General features: G+C 66.8%; 18 protein-coding genes. 4 read left to right on the top strand and 14 right to left on the bottom strand.

The genetic code is table 11. The annotated features are described in order from the left end of the window. Nucleotides 1-58: 58 nt before the first annotated feature. The 5 genes from msrP to Q0Q36_RS19695 form a co-directional block, all read right to left on the bottom strand. Nucleotides 59-1,015 (bottom strand): protein-methionine-sulfoxide reductase catalytic subunit MsrP, encoded by a 957-nt coding sequence (gene msrP / locus Q0Q36_RS19715; protein WP_293800646.1) that lies wholly within the window; start codon nucleotides 1,013-1,015, stop codon nucleotides 59-61. Between the two features lie 196 nt (nucleotides 1,016-1,211). Further along, nucleotides 1,212-2,321 (bottom strand): 3-isopropylmalate dehydrogenase, encoded by a 1,110-nt coding sequence (leuB, locus tag Q0Q36_RS19710; protein WP_293800645.1) that lies wholly within the window; start codon nucleotides 2,319-2,321, stop codon nucleotides 1,212-1,214. A 144-nt stretch (nucleotides 2,322-2,465) separates the two neighbouring features. After that, a complete protein-coding gene (locus Q0Q36_RS19705) occupies nucleotides 2,466-4,055 on the bottom strand; it encodes an ABC transporter substrate-binding protein (protein ID WP_293800643.1) in 1,590 nt (529 codons plus the stop codon). Nucleotides 4,056-4,146: 91 nt separating this feature from the next. After that, nucleotides 4,147-4,536: a RidA family protein gene (locus Q0Q36_RS19700; protein WP_293800641.1), complete on the bottom strand. Its 390-nt coding sequence runs from the start codon at nucleotides 4,534-4,536 to the stop codon at nucleotides 4,147-4,149. A 77-nt stretch (nucleotides 4,537-4,613) separates the two neighbouring features. Further along, nucleotides 4,614-5,798, bottom strand: a complete 1,185-nt coding sequence (locus Q0Q36_RS19695) for a lytic murein transglycosylase (protein ID WP_293800639.1) — start codon at nucleotides 5,796-5,798, stop codon at nucleotides 4,614-4,616. 126 nt (nucleotides 5,799-5,924) lie between these two features. Between Q0Q36_RS19695 and Q0Q36_RS19690 the strand changes: the two genes are divergently transcribed. Continuing rightward, nucleotides 5,925-6,182 carry a SemiSWEET family sugar transporter gene (locus Q0Q36_RS19690; protein ID WP_293800637.1) on the top strand — a complete coding sequence of 86 codons (258 nt, stop codon included), beginning with the start codon at nucleotides 5,925-5,927 and terminating at the stop codon, nucleotides 6,180-6,182. A 79-nt stretch (nucleotides 6,183-6,261) separates the two neighbouring features. Continuing rightward, entirely contained in the window at nucleotides 6,262-6,564 is a 303-nt protein-coding gene (locus Q0Q36_RS19685) for a hypothetical protein (RefSeq protein WP_293800635.1), read from the top strand. Nucleotides 6,565-6,571: 7 nt separating this feature from the next. Here the strand turns inward: Q0Q36_RS19685 and Q0Q36_RS19680 are convergent, their stop codons facing one another. The 4 genes from Q0Q36_RS19680 to Q0Q36_RS19665 all read right to left on the bottom strand — a co-directional run bounded on the left by Q0Q36_RS19680 (nucleotide 6,572) and on the right by Q0Q36_RS19665 (nucleotide 10,794). Next, complete coding sequence (locus Q0Q36_RS19680; protein ID WP_293800633.1) at nucleotides 6,572-7,705, bottom strand: PQQ-dependent sugar dehydrogenase; 1,134 nt, start codon at nucleotides 7,703-7,705, stop codon at nucleotides 6,572-6,574. A 57-nt stretch (nucleotides 7,706-7,762) separates the two neighbouring features. After that, nucleotides 7,763-9,067, bottom strand: a complete 1,305-nt coding sequence (locus Q0Q36_RS19675) for an SAF domain-containing protein (RefSeq protein WP_293800631.1) — start codon at nucleotides 9,065-9,067, stop codon at nucleotides 7,763-7,765. A 106-nt stretch (nucleotides 9,068-9,173) separates the two neighbouring features. Beyond that, nucleotides 9,174-10,148 (bottom strand): tripartite tricarboxylate transporter substrate binding protein, encoded by a 975-nt coding sequence (locus tag Q0Q36_RS19670; protein WP_293800629.1) that lies wholly within the window; start codon nucleotides 10,146-10,148, stop codon nucleotides 9,174-9,176. A 166-nt stretch (nucleotides 10,149-10,314) separates the two neighbouring features. After that, on the bottom strand, nucleotides 10,315-10,794 hold the full coding sequence (locus tag Q0Q36_RS19665) for a YaiI/YqxD family protein (RefSeq protein WP_293800627.1): 480 nt from the start codon (nucleotides 10,792-10,794) through the stop codon (nucleotides 10,315-10,317). A 165-nt stretch (nucleotides 10,795-10,959) separates the two neighbouring features. Between Q0Q36_RS19665 and Q0Q36_RS19660 the strand changes: the two genes are divergently transcribed. Further along, a complete protein-coding gene (locus Q0Q36_RS19660; RefSeq protein ID WP_293800625.1) occupies nucleotides 10,960-12,162 on the top strand; it encodes a pyridoxal phosphate-dependent aminotransferase in 1,203 nt (400 codons plus the stop codon). A gap of 5 nt (nucleotides 12,163-12,167) precedes the next feature. Continuing rightward, a complete protein-coding gene (locus Q0Q36_RS19655; protein ID WP_293800623.1) occupies nucleotides 12,168-12,590 on the top strand; it encodes a rhodanese-like domain-containing protein in 423 nt (140 codons plus the stop codon). Between the two features lie 65 nt (nucleotides 12,591-12,655). Here Q0Q36_RS19655 and trmD read toward each other — a convergent pair whose 3' ends face one another. From trmD to ffh, 5 genes are all read right to left on the bottom strand, one after another. Beyond that, entirely contained in the window at nucleotides 12,656-13,387 is a 732-nt protein-coding gene (trmD, locus tag Q0Q36_RS19650) for a tRNA (guanosine(37)-N1)-methyltransferase TrmD (RefSeq protein ID WP_293800621.1), read from the bottom strand. 4 nt (nucleotides 13,388-13,391) lie between these two features. After that, entirely contained in the window at nucleotides 13,392-14,063 is a 672-nt protein-coding gene (locus tag Q0Q36_RS19645) for an HAD family phosphatase (RefSeq protein WP_293800619.1), read from the bottom strand. Further along, the gene (gene rimM, locus Q0Q36_RS19640; RefSeq protein ID WP_293800617.1) at nucleotides 14,050-14,571 is read right to left on the bottom strand and encodes a ribosome maturation factor RimM; all 522 of its coding nucleotides are present in this window, start codon (nucleotides 14,569-14,571) and stop codon (nucleotides 14,050-14,052) included. Before rimM ends, Q0Q36_RS19645 begins: the two co-directional genes overlap by 14 nt. 99 nt (nucleotides 14,572-14,670) lie before the next feature. Further along, nucleotides 14,671-15,039, bottom strand: a complete 369-nt coding sequence (gene rpsP, locus Q0Q36_RS19635; RefSeq protein ID WP_293800615.1) for a 30S ribosomal protein S16 — start codon at nucleotides 15,037-15,039, stop codon at nucleotides 14,671-14,673. A gap of 48 nt (nucleotides 15,040-15,087) precedes the next feature. Further along, on the bottom strand, nucleotides 15,088-16,662 hold the full coding sequence (gene ffh / locus Q0Q36_RS19630) for a signal recognition particle protein (RefSeq protein ID WP_293800613.1): 1,575 nt from the start codon (nucleotides 16,660-16,662) through the stop codon (nucleotides 15,088-15,090). Between the last annotated feature and the right edge of the window lie 270 nt (nucleotides 16,663-16,932).

Here is a 16,932-nt window from a genome sequence, read left to right as displayed (position 1 = left end):
GAGGTCTATCACGGCAGCGGCAGGAGACGGCACCAGAAACCTGCCGAGTGCCCTGCTCTCACATGAAGAGCTTCTCGCTCTCCAGCCCCTTGTAGAGCCCTGCGACCTGCTCGCCATAGCCGTTATAGATCTGCGTCGGGCGCCGATCGCGCGAACCCAGCACCTGCTCGCTCGCCTGACTCCAGCGGGGATGCGGTACCGCCGGGTTCACATTGGCCCAGAACCCGTATTCCGACGCTTGCAGGCCCTCCCAGAACGTCTTCGGACGCTCGGCGACGAAGCTGATCTTGCGGATCGATTTGACCGACTTGAAGCCGTATTTCCACGGCGTGATCAGGCGGATCGGCGCGCCGTGCTGCGTCGGCAGCGGCTTGCCGTAGATGCCGGTGACCAGCAGCGGCAACTCGTTCGTCGCCTCCGCGATGGTCAGCCCCTCCGTATAGGGCCAGGGATACCAGCGCTGGTTCTGCCCCGGCGCGACGCGCGGATTCATGAAGGTCTCGAAGCGGATATATTTCGCGCCCGAAAGCGGCTTCGCCAGCGCGACGAAGGAGGCGAGCGGGATACCCGTCCACGGCACCGCCATCGCCCAAGCCTCGACGCAGCGGAAGCGATAGAGCCGCTCCTCGATCGGCAGCTTGCGGATGAGGTCGTCGAAGCCGATCTCGAAAGGCTTCTCGACGAGACCGTCGACCTGGATGTTCCAGGGCCGTGTGGCCAAGCGTTTCGAGGCGTCGACGATGTCCTTCGACATGCCGAACTCGTAGAAATTATTGTAGTTCGCGGCATCGTCTTCCGCCGTCTGCGGCACGCCCAGCACATAGGCGGCGTTGCGCTTGGCCGGATAGAGATCGAGCGTTGGATCGGCTCCTTCGGCCATCGCAGCGCCCGGTAAGGCCGCTCCCGCGATCAGTCCGGCGCCCGCGGCCATCAACTGGCGGCGATTGAGGAACGCGTCCTCGGGCGTGGCCTGGCTTTCCGGCATTTCCCAGCCGGCACGGCGCTTGATCAGCATGACGGACATACTCCGTTTTCGTCGGGCCGACTTAGGCCACGAAAGCGGGGTCACGGCAATTCACGAGGGAGAGAGACGCGGGATCAACCTCCGTCATGCTCGCCCTTGTGGCGAGCATCCACGTCTTGAACACGTCCCTCGATCAGCAAAGTCGTGGATGGTCGAGACAAGCCCGACCATGACGCCTGAACTGGAATCAGCCGCGCGCTTCCAGCGCCTTGATGATCGCCGCGCCCATCTCGCTGGTCGAGACGGCGTTGGCGCCCGGCGCGGCGATGTCCTTGGTGCGGGTGCCGGAGCCGAGCACGTCGGCGATCGCGCCTTCGAGCCGATCCGCAGCCTCGCCCGCGCCGAACGAGTAGCGCAGCGCCATGGCGAAGGAGCCGATCATCGCGATCGGGTTGGCGAGGCCCTTGCCGGCGATGTCCGGCGCCGAGCCGTGGACGGGCTCGTAGAGCGCCTTGCGCTTGCCGGTGGCCGGATCCTCGGCGCCGAGCGAGGCGGAGGGCAGCATGCCGAGCGAGCCGGTCAGCATCGCCGCGACGTCGGAGAGGATGTCGCCGAACAGGTTGTCGCAGACGATGACGTCATACTGCTTCGGCCAGCGCACGAGCTGCATGGCGCAGTTGTCGGCCAGCACATGCTCCAGCTCGACATCCTTGTACTCGGCGGCGTGAAGGGCCGTGACCGTCTGCTTCCAGAGCACGCCGGTCTTCATGACGTTGTGCTTCTCGGCCGAGGAGACCTTGTTGCGGCGGGTGCGCGCCAGCTCGAAGGCGACGCGGCAGATCCGGTCGATTTCCGGCGTGGTGTAGAGCTGTGTGTCGACGCCGCGCTTGGAGCCGTCCTCCAGCGTGACGATCTCCTTCGGCTCGCCGAAATAGACGCCGCCGGTCAGCTCGCGCACGATCAGGATGTCGAGGCCCTCGACGACTTCGGGCTTCAGCGACGAGGCCGACGCCAACGCCGGATAGCAGATCGCCGGACGCAGGTTGGCGAACAGGCCGAGATCCTTGCGCAGGCGCAGCAGGCCGGCTTCCGGGCGATGCTGATAGGGCACGTCGGCCCATTTGGGGCCGCCGACCGCGCCGAACAGCACGGCGTCTGCGTCCTGAGCGAGCTTCATGTCGCCTTCGGAGATCGCCTGCTTGTGCGCGTCATAAGCGGCGCCGCCAACAAGGCCTTTCTCGATCTCGAAGGAGCCGAGACCCTGCTTGCCGAACCAGGAGACGATCTGCTCGACCTGGCCCATCACCTCGGGGCCGATGCCGTCGCCGGGGAGCAGCAGGAGCTTGTGGGTCGCCATGGTCGTCGCCTCGCGCGCTTGATGTCGTCAGCTTGGCCGTTTTCCGGCCTCGCCGGGTGATTACGGTCGGAACCGTGGCGACGCAAGCGGCAGGCGCGCGAAGCCGGCGCATGGCAGGCCATGCGCCGGCGCCGTGAGCGCTGCTCAGGCCTTCTTCTCCATGTTCCAGAAGAACTGGGCCGGCGCGAGCACCATGCCGCTCAGGTTCCGGCGGAACGCCATCGGTTGCTGGACCAGGCCGCAGGGAACATAGGGAACGACCTCGAAGCCGCGTTCCTCGATCTTCGCCGCGATTTCCTTCTGCTTGGCCTCCTCCGGCGTCGCGATCCAGGCGTCCCGCAGCTCCTCGATTTTACCGTCCTCGGGCCAGCCGAACCAGGCCGAACCGCCATTGGCCCGCATCAGCGGATGCAGCGCCGGATTGAGCGTGTCGGCGCAGGACCACAGCGTATGGAACACCGACCAGCCGCCCTGGTCGGGCAGGCCACGATTGGAACGCCGACCGATGAAGCTGGCCCAGTCGGTCGCGACCAGCTCCGTGTTGATGCCGAGCTTCTTGAACAGGTCCTCGGTGATCATGCATTGCTGATAGGCGATCGGCTGGTCCGCCGGCGCGAGCAGGACGACCTTCTCGCCCTTGTAGCCGGCTTCCTTGAGCATGGCCTTGGCCTTCTCGAGATTGCCCGGCATGGCGGCCGCCCCGCCCGCCCCCGACGACATCGGCGAGCCCGGCGTGAAGAAGGTCTTGGCGGGGCTGTAGAACGCCTTGTCTCCGACGACGGCCTCCATGTAGTCGGTCTGGTTGACGGCGGCCATCACGGCCCGGCGGATCGCCGGATTGTTGAAGGGCGGCTGCATCTGGTTGAAGCGCATCAGCAGGAACAGCCCGAGCGGCACGTTCTCGATGACGACGTCCTTGTTGCCCTTCAGCATCGGGATCAGGTCGACAGGCGGCTGCTCATACCAGTCGAGCTCTCCCTGCATCAGGGCGCCAGCCGCGGCAGCGGCTTCGGTGAGCGCAAGCCACTCGATACGGTCGATCCGCGCGACCTTGCCGCCGGCAGCCCAGGACGGCGCCTCCTCGCGCGGCTTGTACTTGGCGAAGCGCTCGTAGATCGCGTTCTGGCCGGGCACCCACTGCTTGTCCATGAAGCGCCACGGGCCGGAACCAACCGCCTCGGTGATGTTCTTCATATGGTCGGTCTGCGCGATGCGCTCCGGCATGATGAAGGGCACGTTCGACGAGAGCTTGCCGAGCGCGGCCGTCATCATCGGGAACGGCTTCTTCAGGCGGATGCGGAAGCTGCGCTGATCAACGACGTCGTAACCGTCGACGAAGGTGGCGAAGGTCTGGCCGAAGGCATCGCGCTTCGACCAGCGGGCGATCGAGGCGATGCAGTCCTGCGCACGGACCGGCGTCTCGTCATGGAAGGCGAGCCCGTCACGCAGGCGGAACGTCCAGCTCAGCCCGTCCGGTGCGGTCTCCCAGGCCTCGACCATCTGCGGCTTGATCTGGAAATTCGCATCGGTCGCGAAGAGCGTATCGTAGATCAGATAGCCGTGATTGCGGATGACGTAGCTGGTGGCCGTGATCGGATCGAGCGAAGGCAGCGGCGTCGAAGGATTGAAGCGCAGCGTCGCCGCCGCCCCTTGAGAAAAAGCCCGGTTGCCCATGAAGGCCGTCGCGGCAAGCGCCCCGGCTCCCTTGAGGACAGTGCGACGGCGGATCGACATGGCAAATCTCCCTCATTGTTAGGCAAGTGCCTCAACGGCACCGCCAAGCAAGGGATATACCAAATGTCGGCAGCTTGTCGACAACTTGCCGTCAAGCGCGCGGCATGCGGGCCGTCACCTCGATCTCGACCTTCATCTCTGGCTTGAGCAGCCCGGCCACGACATAGATTCCGGCGGCGGGCCTGATCTCGCGGAAGAACTCGCCGCAGACGCCGAGCACCGGCTCGCAATAGCTGCGATCGGTGACGAAATACTGCGCCCGCACGGCATGAGCGAGCGAGGAGCCGGCTTCCTCCAGCACGGCGCTGATCGTGCGGAAGATGTTGCGCGCCTGCTCGGCCGGATCGTCCGGCAGGATCATCGTGGCGTAATCGTAGCCCGTGGTGCCGGAGACGAAGACGAGATCGCCGTCGATCACGGCGCGCGAATAGCCGAAATTGCGCTCGAACGGCGAGCCGGTGGAAAGCAGGCGGCGGGTCATGGCGTCTCCGAAAGCTTCAGATGCGGCGGAAACGCTTCTCCGAAGCACTCCCGCAACGCCACCCGTTTTCTGCGCGGTCAGACCCGCCCGCCCTTGAGCGCGCGCAGGACCTTCTCGCCCGGCCGGCCGGTCTGAGGCATGCCGATCTTGGCTTCGATCTCCTTGATCGCGGCGCGTGTCAGCGAGCCGACCGCGCCGTCGGGCTCTCCCACATTGTAGCCGCGGGCGATCAGCAGGCGCTGCAGCTCGCGGCGCTGCTCGCGCGACAGCGGCAGGTCGTCGGTCGGCCAATCGCCCTGGACGCCCGGCTTGCCGCGCAGGCGGTCGGAGAGCAGCGAGATCGCAAGCGCATAGGAATCCGCGCCGTTATAGCTGTAGGCTGCATCGTAGTTCTTGAAGACGAGGAAGGCGGGACCGTTGCGCCCGGCCGGCATCAGCAGGCCGGCATTGCCCGAGCCGCTCAGCGGGGAACCGTCGAACTTGACGATGCCGCGCGAAGCCCAGCTCGATACCGGGTGCTTGGGATTGCGCCCGGTCGGACCGGAATAGCCGCCGGGAACACGGACCTCGTAGCCCCAGGTCGCCCCGGTGACCCAGCCGGCCTTGGCCATGAAATTCGCGGTCGAATGCAGCGCGTCGGGAATGGAATCGACAAGGTCGCGCCGGCCGTCGCCGTCGCCGTCGACCGCGAGCCGGAGATAGGTCGAGGGGATGAACTGGGTGTGCCCGAAGGCGCCAGCCCAGGAGCCGAACAGCCGCTCGGGCCGCACGTCGCCGCGCTGGATGATCTGCAGCGTCGCGATCAGTTCGCCCTTGAAGAAGGCGTTGCGGCGCGGTGCAAGGCAGGCGCCGGTCGCGAGCGACTGCACCAGCGGCCATTTTCCGCGTGCCTTGCCGAAATCGCTCTCGACGCCCCACACTGCGGCGATGGTGTGGCGATCGACGCCGAAGCGCTGCTCGGCCGAAGCGAAGACGGAAGCGTATTGGCGCAGCATATTGCGGCCTTCGGCGACCTTCTCGTCATCGACCAGCGTGCCGAGATAGTCCCAGATCGGAGTCTTGAACTCCGGCTGGTTGTTCATGGCTTCGATGACCTTCATGTCCGGCTCGACGCCGGCCATGGCCCGGTCGAAGGTCGCACCAGAGACGCCCTTGGCGGCAGCCTCCGAACGCAAGCCCGCCAGGCAGGATTGGAAGCTGCCCTGCGCCGAGGCGGAGGAAGCGAAAAGGACGAGTGGCAAGGCCAGGTGAATTGCGCGCATGGTCTCCACCGAATCGCAGAATTCCCGCCAAACTAGGGCGTTGCCGTTAACGGAAGTTAACCATGCCATCTGGCGGCAGGGCCGCGAATCCGGTTATGGGAGCCACGTCATCCGGAACTCCCGCCCTTGCCCCTCGTCGTCGAACTCCTCGGTTTCGCCGCCGCCACGCTGACCAGCCTGTGCTGGCTGCCGCAGGCGTGGCGGACGTTGCGCACGCGCGACACCCGCGCGATCTCGTTGTGGACGCAACTCCTCTTCGCTTGCGGGACGACGCTGTGGTTGCTTTACGGCGTCCAGATCCTGTCCTGGCCGGTCATCGCAGCCAACGCCCTGACCCTGCTGCTCGTCCTCGCCATCATCGTCATGAAGCTGCGCTTCGGCTGAACGCCGCCTGCGCCTTCTTCATCTTCCACGCCAAGGCCTGAGCCCGCGCTTCACCTTCTCTTCGATAGGACTGACTGCCTTGCAAAAAACGGCACTGATTCTCTGCGGCCTCGTACTCGCCCCGGCCGCCGCCCTGGCCGGCCCGACCTGCAGCCCGAGCAGCGACACCGTCCGCATCCTCTCCGCGGCCTCGCCAAACGCCATCCATCGCAACTGGCAGGGCGGCAAGCAGCTCGGCTATGGTTGGTCGATCCAGGTCGAGCACTCCGCCCATGACGCTGCCGGCGCCGAATATTATGTCGGCGACCTCTACGACCCCAATGGCAGCCTCGCCACGCGCAAGGTCTTCGTCATGGAGCGCGAATGGGATTGCGGCCCCTGATCGCGACCTAGCGGGCCGGGCGCACCCGCCGCACCTTCCCGCTATCCTCGTCGGTGAGCAGGTAGAGGAAGCCGTCCGGCCCCTGGACGACGTCGCGGATGCGCTCGCCGATATCGGTCAGCAGGCGCTCCTCGCCCGTCACCTTCTCGCCTTCGGTCGAGAGCCTGACCAGCATCTGCCCGGCCAGCGCCCCGACGAAGAGCGAATTCTTCCAGGCCGGCCAGACCGGCCCGGTATAGAAGGCCGCACCCGAGGGCGCGATCGACGGGTCCCAGTAGAACAGCGGCTGCTCCATGCCGGGCTTGGCCGTGCCCTCGCCGATCTTCGCGCCGGAATAGTCGACGCCATAGGTGATGACCGGCCAGCCGTAGTTCAGCCCGGCCTTGGGCGTGTTGATCTCGTCGCCGCCGCGTGCGCCATGCTCCGCCGTCCAGAGTTGCCCGGTTTGCGGGTGGAGTGCGGCACCCTGGACATTCCGATGGCCGATCGACCAGATCTCCGGCGCCCACCCGTCCTTCTTCGGATTGTCGGCGGGCGGGCGACCATCCGGCCGGGTGCGGACGAGCTTGCCGAGATGGTTGGCGGGGTTTTGCGCCTGATCGCGTTGGCTGTAGCGCTCGCCCAGCGTGACGAAGAGCGCGCCCGTCCGGTCGAAGACGAGGCGGGAGCCGAAATGCAGATTGGAATTGACCGCCGGCATCTGCCGGAAGATCACCTCGACGCTTGTCAGCGCCGTGCCCTGCTCGTTCAGGCGCCCCCGCGCCACGCTGGTGCCGTTCCCCCCCGAGCGCGGCTCCGAAAACGAGACATAGACAAGGCGGTTATCCGCAAAGGCAGGATCGAGCGCGATGCCGAGCAGGCCCCCCTGCCCGCGCGCCATCACGCTTGGTACACCGTTGATCGGCCGCGAGAGCTTACCGTCTTTCTCGACCAGCCGAAGCCGCCCCGGACGCTCGGTGACGAGCATGCGCCCATCCGGCAGGAAGGCGAGACCCCAGGGATGCTCCAGCCCACTCGCGACTGTCTCGACCGTCAGTTCACCGCCGCTCGACGGAAAGCGCTTCTGCGCGGCAACCGGCAGCGCCGGGCTCGCGACCCCCAGAATGATCCCGAGCGCCCCAACCAGTCCGAACCGCAACATCATTCGCTCCCTGCTCCATCCGATCGGCAGACCGGAGATAACGGGGAACGCCGCTGGTCACCAAGCCGTTGCGGCCAACTCACGACGAAGTGAGACGATCGGCTGGCTTTCGTCCAGCGCAACGTCAGCCTCCGTCACCGGCTGGCCAGCGGCGACGTCGCGCGTCAGCCGAACGCCATGGGCAAGGCCGATCGGCAAAGCGCGCCGCGTGCCACTCTCGGCCGCCGGCATCAGCCGGCCATAGACGGTGTAGCCGCCTTCGCCGTCGAGCATCTCGCCGGCCTTGAGCGCGCGCTTCGCCACGGCGACGGCATCGCCGCGCCAGCCGCGTGTCGTACCCGTCGGCTCGGCCCGCAGCACTGCGTTAAGGGCCGAGATCGAGAGTTCGAGCCCGATCAGATGGAAAGGCTTGTACATCGCGGCATAGCGGCCGGTCGCATCGGTCGGCAGGCCATATTGCTTGAAGCAGGCCGCGGCGTAGTCGTTCGGCGCCTTGAGCACGACATAGACGCCCCAGCGCAGGTCGCGGAAGACCGGCCGCCCGTCACGCTCCAGAGACGAGACGACCTCGACCATGCCGTCACGCTCAAGCTGCCCGCCGACGGCGCGCGGCCGCAGCACATGGGCGAGATCGTCGACGCCGCAGGGCGGAAAGGCGAGCCCCGCCTCCGGCACGTCGAGATCGCAGGCATTGGCGATCGCCGCCATCTCGATCGCCGATTTGGTGCCATCGAGGAAGGAATTGAACATCTGCGGGTTCATGCCGCCGGCCTTCGCCGCCTCCGGCGTCAGGCCGTAATGCGCCCAGACATCGTCCGGCGTGACATTGTGATAGGCCGGCAGGTATTTGGTGCCCTTGCCGGCAGCCGCGACGGTGAAGCCCGCGGCGCGTGCCCAGTCGACCATCTCGCAGACCAGTGCCGGCTGATCGCCATAGGCCATCGAATAGACCACGCCTGCGGCCTTCGCCCGCTGCGCGAGAACCGGCCCGACCAAAACGTCGGCCTCCACATTGACCATCACGACATGGCGCTTGGCCTCGATCGCGGCCAGCGCATGACGCGCGCCTGCGGCGGGATGCCCCGTCGCCTCCAGCACGACCTCGACGCCGTCCGCGCGCGCCGCCTGCACGCCGTCATCGACGAAGCGGGTCCGTGCGATCCGGGCCTCATCCCAGCCGACAGTGTGGCAGGCGGCTTTCGCCCGCTCGGGATCGAGATCGGCGATGACTGCGACTTCAAGTCCCTCGATATGCGGCACCTGCGACAGGAACATCGAGCCGAACTTGCCGGCGCCGATCAGCGCCGCGCGCACGGGCTTTCCCGCCTCGCGGCGGGCGGCGAGCTTGGGCATCAGGTTCATGATTTCACTCCGTCCGGAGCGCCGTCATGTTCGGGCACGACCCGAGCATCCCTGCGACGAGATCCCCGGGTCGGCGCTCCGCCTCGGGAATGACGCTTGAGGCAGCTTACTCGGCCTTCACGCCGGCATCGGCGATGATCTGCTTCCAGGTCGCGATCTCCTGGGCGTGATAAGGCTTGAACGCCGCGGGATCGCGCACCTTGAGCGTGAAGCCGAGCTTCAGGATCGCCTCTCGCGTCTCGGGCTTGTTGAGCGAAGCGATCACCGCCTTCGACAGCTTGTCGAGCACGTCGTCCGGAGTCTTCACCGGCGCGAAGAAAGCCGCCCAGGAATCCGCATCGGCATTGCTCACGCCCTGCTCGCGCAGCGTCGGGATATCCTTGGCACGCGGGTTGCGCTCGGGGCTGGCCAGCGCCAGCGCACGCAGCGTGCCGGCATTGATCTGCTCCAGCACGCTCGGCAGCGTCGAGTTGGCGATGTCGATGCGGCCGGCGACGATCTCCTGCACCAGCGGCGCGGCGCCGCGGAACGGCACATGCGTCATCTTGATGCCGGTGCGCTGCATGAACAGCTCCATGGCGAGATGCGAGCCGGAGCCGACGCCGGTCGAGCCGTAGTTGAGCTTGCCGGGATCGGCCTTGGCGAGCGCGATCAGCTCCTGGATGTTCTTGGCCGGCAGGTCCTTGCGGACGACGAAGGCGTGCTCGAAGGCACCGACGCCGGCGAGCGGCGCGAAATCCTTCACCGCGTCGTAGCCCGGCTCCTTCAGCAGGAACATGTTGTTGCCATGCGTCTGGTTGTTGCCGAAGACGATGGTGTAGCCGTCCGGCGCCGCATGGGCGACGGCGCGGGTGCCGACGGCGCCCGAGGCGCCCGCCCGGTTGTCGACCACGACGTTCTGGCCGAAGGCGGCCGACAGGTCCTGCGCCACGAAGCGCGCAATGGCATCGGTCGGCCCGCCCGCCGGATAGGGCACGACCAGCGAGATGACCTTGGTGGGGAAGCTCTGCGCCCGCACGATCGACGGCGCGAAGACGGCGCCGGCCATCAGGCCGAGCGTGGAACGGCGGGTCAACGACATGAAATTCCTCCCGGACACCCGCCTGAATGGCAGGCCTGCTTTGCCGCGAGATTTACGGGCAAAGGCGTCATGCGTCCAGCAGCACCTAAGGCGGGCCTGGCTTCGACTGATCTGCAGCAAGCGCGGAACGATCCGGTTCGGATCGGCCTGCCGCGTAACAGGCGACCTAGGCGCAGAAGCCCGCCCGCTTCAGCCGCTGGATCGCGAGGTCCAGCGCCTGCAGGAAGGCAGAGCGGTCCTTCTGCGAGAACGGCTTCGGCCCGCCCTGCACGGTGCCCATCGCGCGCAGATCCTCCATCATGTCGCGCGTCGCCAGCGCCATGCCGATAGAGGCCTCTGTGAAGGGCTTGCCGGTCGGCCCGATGACATCGGCGCCGGCCTTGATGCAGCGATCGGCCAGCGGGATATCTGCCGTGATCACGATCGCGCCGCGCGAGACCCGTTCCGCGATCCAGTCATCGGCCGCGTCGAAATTGCCGGGCACCGTCACGCGCTCGATCCAGGGCTCGCGCGGCACGTTGAGGAAGCTGTTGGCGACGACGAAGACATGCAGGCGGTGTCGTCCGGCGACACGATAGACCTCGTCCTTCACCGGGCAGGCGTCGGCATCGACATAAACAGCGATAGGGCCGGTAGCGTTCGTCATGGACCGGCCTTCGCATGTCCGGGCCGCAGGGGCAAACCGCTCGCAATTCATGACGTTTCTGCCAGACATCAATCAGTTGCGCTTGCGATCATGGCCCGTGAGTCATAAACCTCGCCCGCGCCTTCTTCCGGCGCGCATCCTTCCGCCTCCCCGGAGATCAGTCCCATGGCCTTTCTTGCCGATGCCCTGAAGCGCGTGAAGCCGTCCGCGACCATCACGATCACGCAGAAGGCCCGCGACCTGAAAGCCCAGGGCAAGGACGTGATCTCGCTCTCCGTCGGCGAGCCCGATTTCGATACGCCGGACAATATCAAGGAAGCCGCGATCGCGGCGATCAAGCGCGGCGAGACCAAGTATACCCCGGTCTCCGGCATCCCGCAGCTGCGCGAGGCCGTCGCCCGCAAGTTCAAGCGCGAGAACGGCCTCGACTACAAGGCGAGCCAGACCATCGTCTCCACCGGCGGCAAGCACGTCATCTACAACGCGCTGCTGGCGACGCTGAACCCCGGGGACGAGGTCATCTGCGTCTCGCCCTACTGGGTTTCCTATCCCGAGATGGTCGCACTGTGCGGGGGCACGCCGACCTTCGCCGAGACCTATCTCAAGAACGACTTCAAGCTGCAGCCGGAGGATCTCGAGAAGGCGATCACCCCCAAGACCAAGTGGGTGATCCTGAACTCGCCGTCGAACCCCTCGGGCGCCGCCTACAGCCATGCCGAGATGAAGAAGCTCACGGATGTGCTGATGCGCCATCCGCATGTCTGGATCCTCACCGACGACATGTACGAGCACCTCGTCTATGGCGACTTCACCTTCGTCACCCCGGCGCAGGTCGAGCCCGCCCTTTACGAGCGCACGCTGACCATGAACGGCGTCTCGAAGTCCTATGCGATGACCGGCTGGCGCATCGGCTACGCTGCGGGCCCGCAGCAGCTCATCAACGCCATGGACCTCGTCCAGGGCCAGCAGACCTCCGGCACCTCGGCGATCTCGCAATGGGCCGCTGTCGAGGCGCTCGACGGCACGCAGGAGCATATCCCGGTCTTCAAGAAGGCCTTCGAGCGCCGCCGCGACCTCGTCGTCTCCATGCTGAACCAGACCCGCGGCCTGAAATGCCCGGTGCCGGAAGGCGCGTTCTACGTCTATCCCGACTGCTCGGCCCTGATCGGCAAGACCCTGCCGAACGGCAAGAAGATCGAGACCGACGAAGACCTCGTCATGGGCCTGCTGGAGACGGAAGCCGTCGCGGCCGTGCACGGCTCGTCCTTCGGCCTCGGCCCGAACTTCCGCATCTCCTACGCCACCTCGGACGAGAAGCTGGAAGAGGCCTGCCGCCGCATCCAGCGCTTCTGCGCCGAGCTGCGCTGAGCCCGATGACCAAGGGCGCCGCGACGCGCCGGATCGTTCTGGCCGGGGGCTTCATGCTCCCGGCCTCTTTCGTTTTCGGGCAATCCACAACGACGCTCTCGGCTCGCGAAGCCTATGAAGCGGCCCAGGCAAAGCGCATCCTGCTGATCGATATCCGCAATGCACAGGAATGGGCCGATACCGGCCTGCCGCAGGGCGCTCTCGCACTGGATGTCGACGCGCCGGCCTTCGAGGTCAAGATCGCGGGCTTGCGTCTCGACAATCCCGGCAAGCGCATCGTCCTGATCGATCGCACGGGCGCGCAGGCGGTCGCCGTCGCACAGAAGCTCGCTGGGCGCGGCTGGCGCGATCTCGCGGGCGTAAGAGGCGGCATGCTCGGGCCGGGCGGCTGGCTCGCCGAGAAACTGCCGGTTTCGGCCTATCGTTAGCCTTCCTTCTCCCCTCGGGGCGAGGGTGGCAGCGCGAAGCGCTAACGAATGAGGGAAGACTGACGCTAACGGCCCTCATCCGTCTGCTTCGCAGACACCTTCTCCCCCGAGGGGAGAAGGGAAAGAAGGTCAGGCCGCCGCTCCCGCGTGATCAGCTCCGCCTGCTCGCGCCGCCATTTCGCGATGCGGGCGTGGTCGCCGGAGAGAAGCGCCTCGGGCAGGCCCCTGCCCTCCCATTCGCGCGGGCGGGTGTAATGCGGGTATTCGAGCAGGCCGTTCTCGAAGCTCTCGTCCTCGCCGGACGCGACCTTGCCCATCACACCGGGGATCAAACGCACGCAGGCATCGAGCAGCGTCAGCGCCGCCATCTCGCCGCCGGAGAGGATGTAGTCGCCGATCGAGACCTCGATCAGGTTGCGCCCCTCGATCACCCGTTCGTCGACGCCCTCGAAGCGCCCGCAGACGATCACGAGGCCGGGCCCCTCCGCCCAGTCGCGCACCTGCTCTTGCTTGAGCGGGCGTCCGCGCGGCGACATCAGCAGGCGCGGGCGTGCATCGTCTGCCGGCACGGCCGCGTCGATCGCCGCCGCCAGCACGTCGCAGCGCAGCACCATGCCGGCGCCGCCGCCGGCCGGATTATCGTCGACATTGCGGTGGCGGCCGATGCCGTGCTCACGGATCTGGTGGGTGTCGAGCGACCACAGCCCTTTACGCAGCCCCTCACCCGCCAGCGAGATGCCGAGCGGTCCCGGGAACATCTCCGGATAGAGCGTCAGGATCGAGGCGCGGAAGGACATGCCTTCAAGCAAAGCGCAGCGCTGGCAACCCGTCCAGAGCGGTGAAGTCGCGGGCCGAGGCGATCAGGTTGTCGTAGCCAGCGAAGCCCTCTGGCCCGAGCATGGTCAACAGCGCCACGGCCCGCATGCCGGCACGACGTGCCGCCTCGACGCCGAGCGGCGCATCCTCGAAAACGATGCAGTCGGCCGGATCGACCTTCATCCGCTCGGCCGCAGCCAGGAACATGTCCGGATGCGGCTTGCCACGGAAACCCTGGCTCGGCGAGACGATCGTCGCGAAGCGCTGGCGCAGGCCGAGCGTATCGAGCACGACCTCGATATTGGCCGGGGGCGCCGCCGTCCCGACAGCCATCGGCACGCCCGCCTTCTCGGCGCGCGCGATCAGCTCTAGGAAGCCGGGTGTCGCGGCGACGTGCGGCAGATAGGCCTCCCGATAGAGCGCCTCCTTGGCATCGCTCATCGCGTCGAGCTCGGCCACCGCTGCCTGCGGGAAATAGGACGAAATGATCTCGTTGCCGGCCATGCCGGCAGTACGCGCCGCGAAGGTATTGCGGTCGAACGGGAGGCTGTTGCTGACATGCCAGCTCTCCCAGGCATCGTCATGGAAGCGCATGTTGTCGACGATGGTGCCGTCCATGTCGAAGATCAGCGCGCGGGCAGGCTTATCGCTTGTCATCGTCAGGCTCGAACAATCCCAATGGCGGCTCGGCCTCAATCCGGCGCGCGGCCATGTCGATGCGCGGCGCGAAGGCCTTGGTGAAGGGCATCAGGACGAAGCGCCCGTCCGGCGTCTTGATATCGAGCAGGTCGCCGGCCCCGTAATTCTCGACCCCGATGACGGTGCCGAGCACGACACCGTCCGGTCCGGCCACACTGCAGCCGATCAGGTCAGCATGCAGGAACTCGTCCTCGTCAGCGTCTGCCGAGAGCTTGTCGCGGGCGACGAAGAGTTCCGTCCCGTTCAGCGCCTCGGCCTGCTCGCGTGTCGTCACGCCCTCGAGCCGGGCGACGACCACTTCCTTGGCCGGGCGGATATCGGTGATCTCGTAGCTGCGGCCCTTGCTGTCGGTCAGCGGGCCGTAATCGGCGATCCCGAGCGGATCGCCGGTGAAGGTCTTGATCCTGACCTCGCCACGCACGCCATGCGGCGCGCCGACGATACCGAGCAGGATAAGGTCGCTCATGTCAGCACGCCATGCCCGGCCTTGAGCCGGACATCTCCTTGAGAAAACGCTCGGGCAGAAGCAGTGCTCCGCCCGAGAACGACGTGCGGACGATCAGGCTCACGCCTCGGCGGCTTCTTCGGCAGCCGGAGCAGCGGCCTTCTCGGCCTTCTTCTCGGCGCGCTCCTTGGCCTTCTCGCCGGGAACAGCCTTGTTCGGGTTGTTGCGGGCGGCACGCTTGACGAGGCCGGCGGCGTCGAGGAAGCGCAGGACGCGATCGGTCGGCTGGGCGCCCTTGGCGAGCCAGACCTGGACCTTCTCGATGTCGAGCACGACGCGGTCGGCGGCGTCCTTGGCCTTCATCGGATCATAGGAGCCGATCTTCTCGATGAAGCGGCCATCGCGCGGCGAGCGCGAGTCGGCGACGACGATGCGGTAGTAGGGGCGCTTCTTGGCGCCGCCGCGGGTCAGGCGGATCTTGAGGGACATGGGTCTTCTTCCTTTGGTTTGACTGTGACGTCGGTTGAATGGTGAAGGCTATTTCTTCTTGCCGAACGGGTTGCCGCCCAGACCGGGCAGACCGCCGCCGCCGAGGCCCGGCAGCTTCGGCATCATCCCGGCCGGCGGGGTGACGCCCTTCGGCAATCCCGGGAAACCGCCCGGCGGCATCGACGGCAGGCCGCCGCCAGCGCCAAGCTGCTTCTGCAATTCCGCCAGCTGCGCCGGATCCATCTTCGAGGGATCGGGCATGCCGGCCGGCAGGCCGCCGCCGAGCCCGAACATCGAGCCGAGCTTGCCGAGCATGCCGCCCTTCTGCTTGGCCATCATCTTCATGGCGTCGGCCATGCCGCGATGCATCTTCAGCAGCTTGTTGATCTGCTCGGCCGTGGTGCCGGAGCCTGCCGCGATGCGCTTCTTGCGGCTGTTCTTGAGCAGGTCGGGATTCCTGCGCTCGGCCGCCGTCATCGAGTCGATCGCGGCGATCATGCTCTTGAACATCTTGTCGCCGACGCCCGCGCTGGCGAGCTGCGACTGCGCCTGCTTCATGCCGGGCAGCATGCCCATCACGCCGCCGATGCCGCCCATCTTCTCCATCTGCTGGAGCTGCGCGCGCATGTCGGAGAGGTCGAACTGGCCCTTGGCCATGCGCTGCGCGGTGGCCTGCGCCTGCGCGGCATCGATCGTCTGCGCCGCCCTCTCGACCAGCGAAACGATATCGCCCATGCCGAGAATACGGTTGGCGACGCGCGAGGGATGGAACTCGTCGAGCTCGTCGACCTTTTCGCCGATGCCGACGAGCTTGATCGGCTTGCCGGTGACGGCGCGCATCGAGAGCGCCGCGCCGCCGCGTGAGTCGCCGTCCATACGGGTCAGGACGATGCCGGTGAGACCGACGCGGGCATCGAAGGCACGCGCCGTATTGACCGCGTCCTGACCGGTCAGCGCGTCGGCGACGAGCAGCACCTCATGAGGATTGGTCGCGGCCTTCACCTCGGCGACCTCGGCCATCAGCGTGTCGTCGAGCGTCACGCGGCCGGCGGTGTCGAGCATCACGACGTCGAAACCGCCGAGACGGGCAGCTTCGACCGCGCGCTTCGCGATCTGCACGGCCGACTGGCCGGCGACGATCGGCAGCGTCTGCACGCCGACCTGGCTGCCGAGGATGGCGAGCTGTTCCATGGCGGCCGGGCGTCGCGTATCGAGCGACGCCATCAGCACCTTCTTCTTGTGGCGCTCGGTCAGGCGCTTGGCGATCTTCGCCGTCGAGGTCGTCTTACCGGAGCCCTGAAGGCCGACCATCAACACCGGAACCGGCGGCACGGCATCGAAATTGATGCCCTCGCCCTCGCCACCCAGCGTCTCGATCAGGACGTCGTTGACGATCTTGATGACCTGCTGGCCGGGCGTGACCGACTTCAGCACCTCGGCGCCGACGGCGCGCTCGCGCACCTTGTCGGTGAAGGACCGGACGACCTCGAGCGCGACGTCGGCCTCGAGGAGCGCGCGGCGAACCTCGCGGAGAGCCGCGTTGACGTCCTCCTCGGTCAGCGAACCCCTGCGGGTCAGCCCCGAGAGGATGCCGGAGAGCCTGTCGCTCAGCGTGCCGAACATGCGGACCTGCCTGCTTGCCTCCGGAGCATCGGACCGAAAAGTGGAAACCACTTTTCGGGCGAATCCGATGCTCCAACGATCGGATGGACCACCGTGACCGCGTCCTCCCGGACGCGCGGTGATCCGTGAGCCTTCAGCGCCACAACCTCATCGCCAAGCGGTTTCGCGCCCGAGGGCGCAATCGCGCTGTCGGGCGTTGACCTCCGGGCTCATGAAAGCGGCTTGCGCGGCCCGGTCGGCGGATGTGGTTTCGGCGATGTCGGCGAAACG

This window comes from uncultured Allobosea sp. (genome assembly GCF_945957345.1).
Taxonomy (GTDB): domain Bacteria; phylum Pseudomonadota; class Alphaproteobacteria; order Rhizobiales; family Beijerinckiaceae; genus Allobosea.
Note: the sequence above shows the minus strand (reverse complement) of the source record. Positions and strands in the feature narration are given on the sequence as shown.

Bases quoted from the DNA above. Each gene is read 5' to 3' on its own strand.
- Q0Q36_RS19655 (WP_293800623.1), top strand. From the start codon at position 12,168: ATGACCAAGGGCGCCGCGACGCGCCGGATCGTTCTGGCCGGGGGCTTC.
- Q0Q36_RS19680 (WP_293800633.1), bottom strand. From the start codon at position 7,705: ATGTTGCGGTTCGGACTGGTTGGGGCGCTCGGGATCATTCTGGGGGTC.
- ffh (WP_293800613.1), bottom strand. From the start codon at position 16,662: ATGTTCGGCACGCTGAGCGACAGGCTCTCCGGCATCCTCTCGGGGCTG.
- leuB (WP_293800645.1), bottom strand. From the start codon at position 2,321: ATGGCGACCCACAAGCTCCTGCTGCTCCCCGGCGACGGCATCGGCCCC.
- rpsP (WP_293800615.1), bottom strand. From the start codon at position 15,039: ATGTCCCTCAAGATCCGCCTGACCCGCGGCGGCGCCAAGAAGCGCCCC.
- Q0Q36_RS19670 (WP_293800629.1), bottom strand. From the start codon at position 10,148: ATGTCGTTGACCCGCCGTTCCACGCTCGGCCTGATGGCCGGCGCCGTC.
- Q0Q36_RS19645 (WP_293800619.1), bottom strand. From the start codon at position 14,063: ATGACAAGCGATAAGCCTGCCCGCGCGCTGATCTTCGACATGGACGGC.
- Q0Q36_RS19695 (WP_293800639.1), bottom strand. From the start codon at position 5,798: ATGCGCGCAATTCACCTGGCCTTGCCACTCGTCCTTTTCGCTTCCTCC.
- Q0Q36_RS19675 (WP_293800631.1), bottom strand. From the start codon at position 9,067: ATGAACCTGATGCCCAAGCTCGCCGCCCGCCGCGAGGCGGGAAAGCCC.
- Q0Q36_RS19705 (WP_293800643.1), bottom strand. From the start codon at position 4,055: ATGTCGATCCGCCGTCGCACTGTCCTCAAGGGAGCCGGGGCGCTTGCC.
- Q0Q36_RS19660 (WP_293800625.1), top strand. From the start codon at position 10,960: ATGGCCTTTCTTGCCGATGCCCTGAAGCGCGTGAAGCCGTCCGCGACC.
- Q0Q36_RS19665 (WP_293800627.1), bottom strand. From the start codon at position 10,794: ATGACGAACGCTACCGGCCCTATCGCTGTTTATGTCGATGCCGACGCC.
- Q0Q36_RS19700 (WP_293800641.1), bottom strand. From the start codon at position 4,536: ATGACCCGCCGCCTGCTTTCCACCGGCTCGCCGTTCGAGCGCAATTTC.
- trmD (WP_293800621.1), bottom strand. From the start codon at position 13,387: ATGTCCTTCCGCGCCTCGATCCTGACGCTCTATCCGGAGATGTTCCCG.
- msrP (WP_293800646.1), bottom strand. From the start codon at position 1,015: ATGCTGATCAAGCGCCGTGCCGGCTGGGAAATGCCGGAAAGCCAGGCC.
- rimM (WP_293800617.1), bottom strand. From the start codon at position 14,571: ATGAGCGACCTTATCCTGCTCGGTATCGTCGGCGCGCCGCATGGCGTG.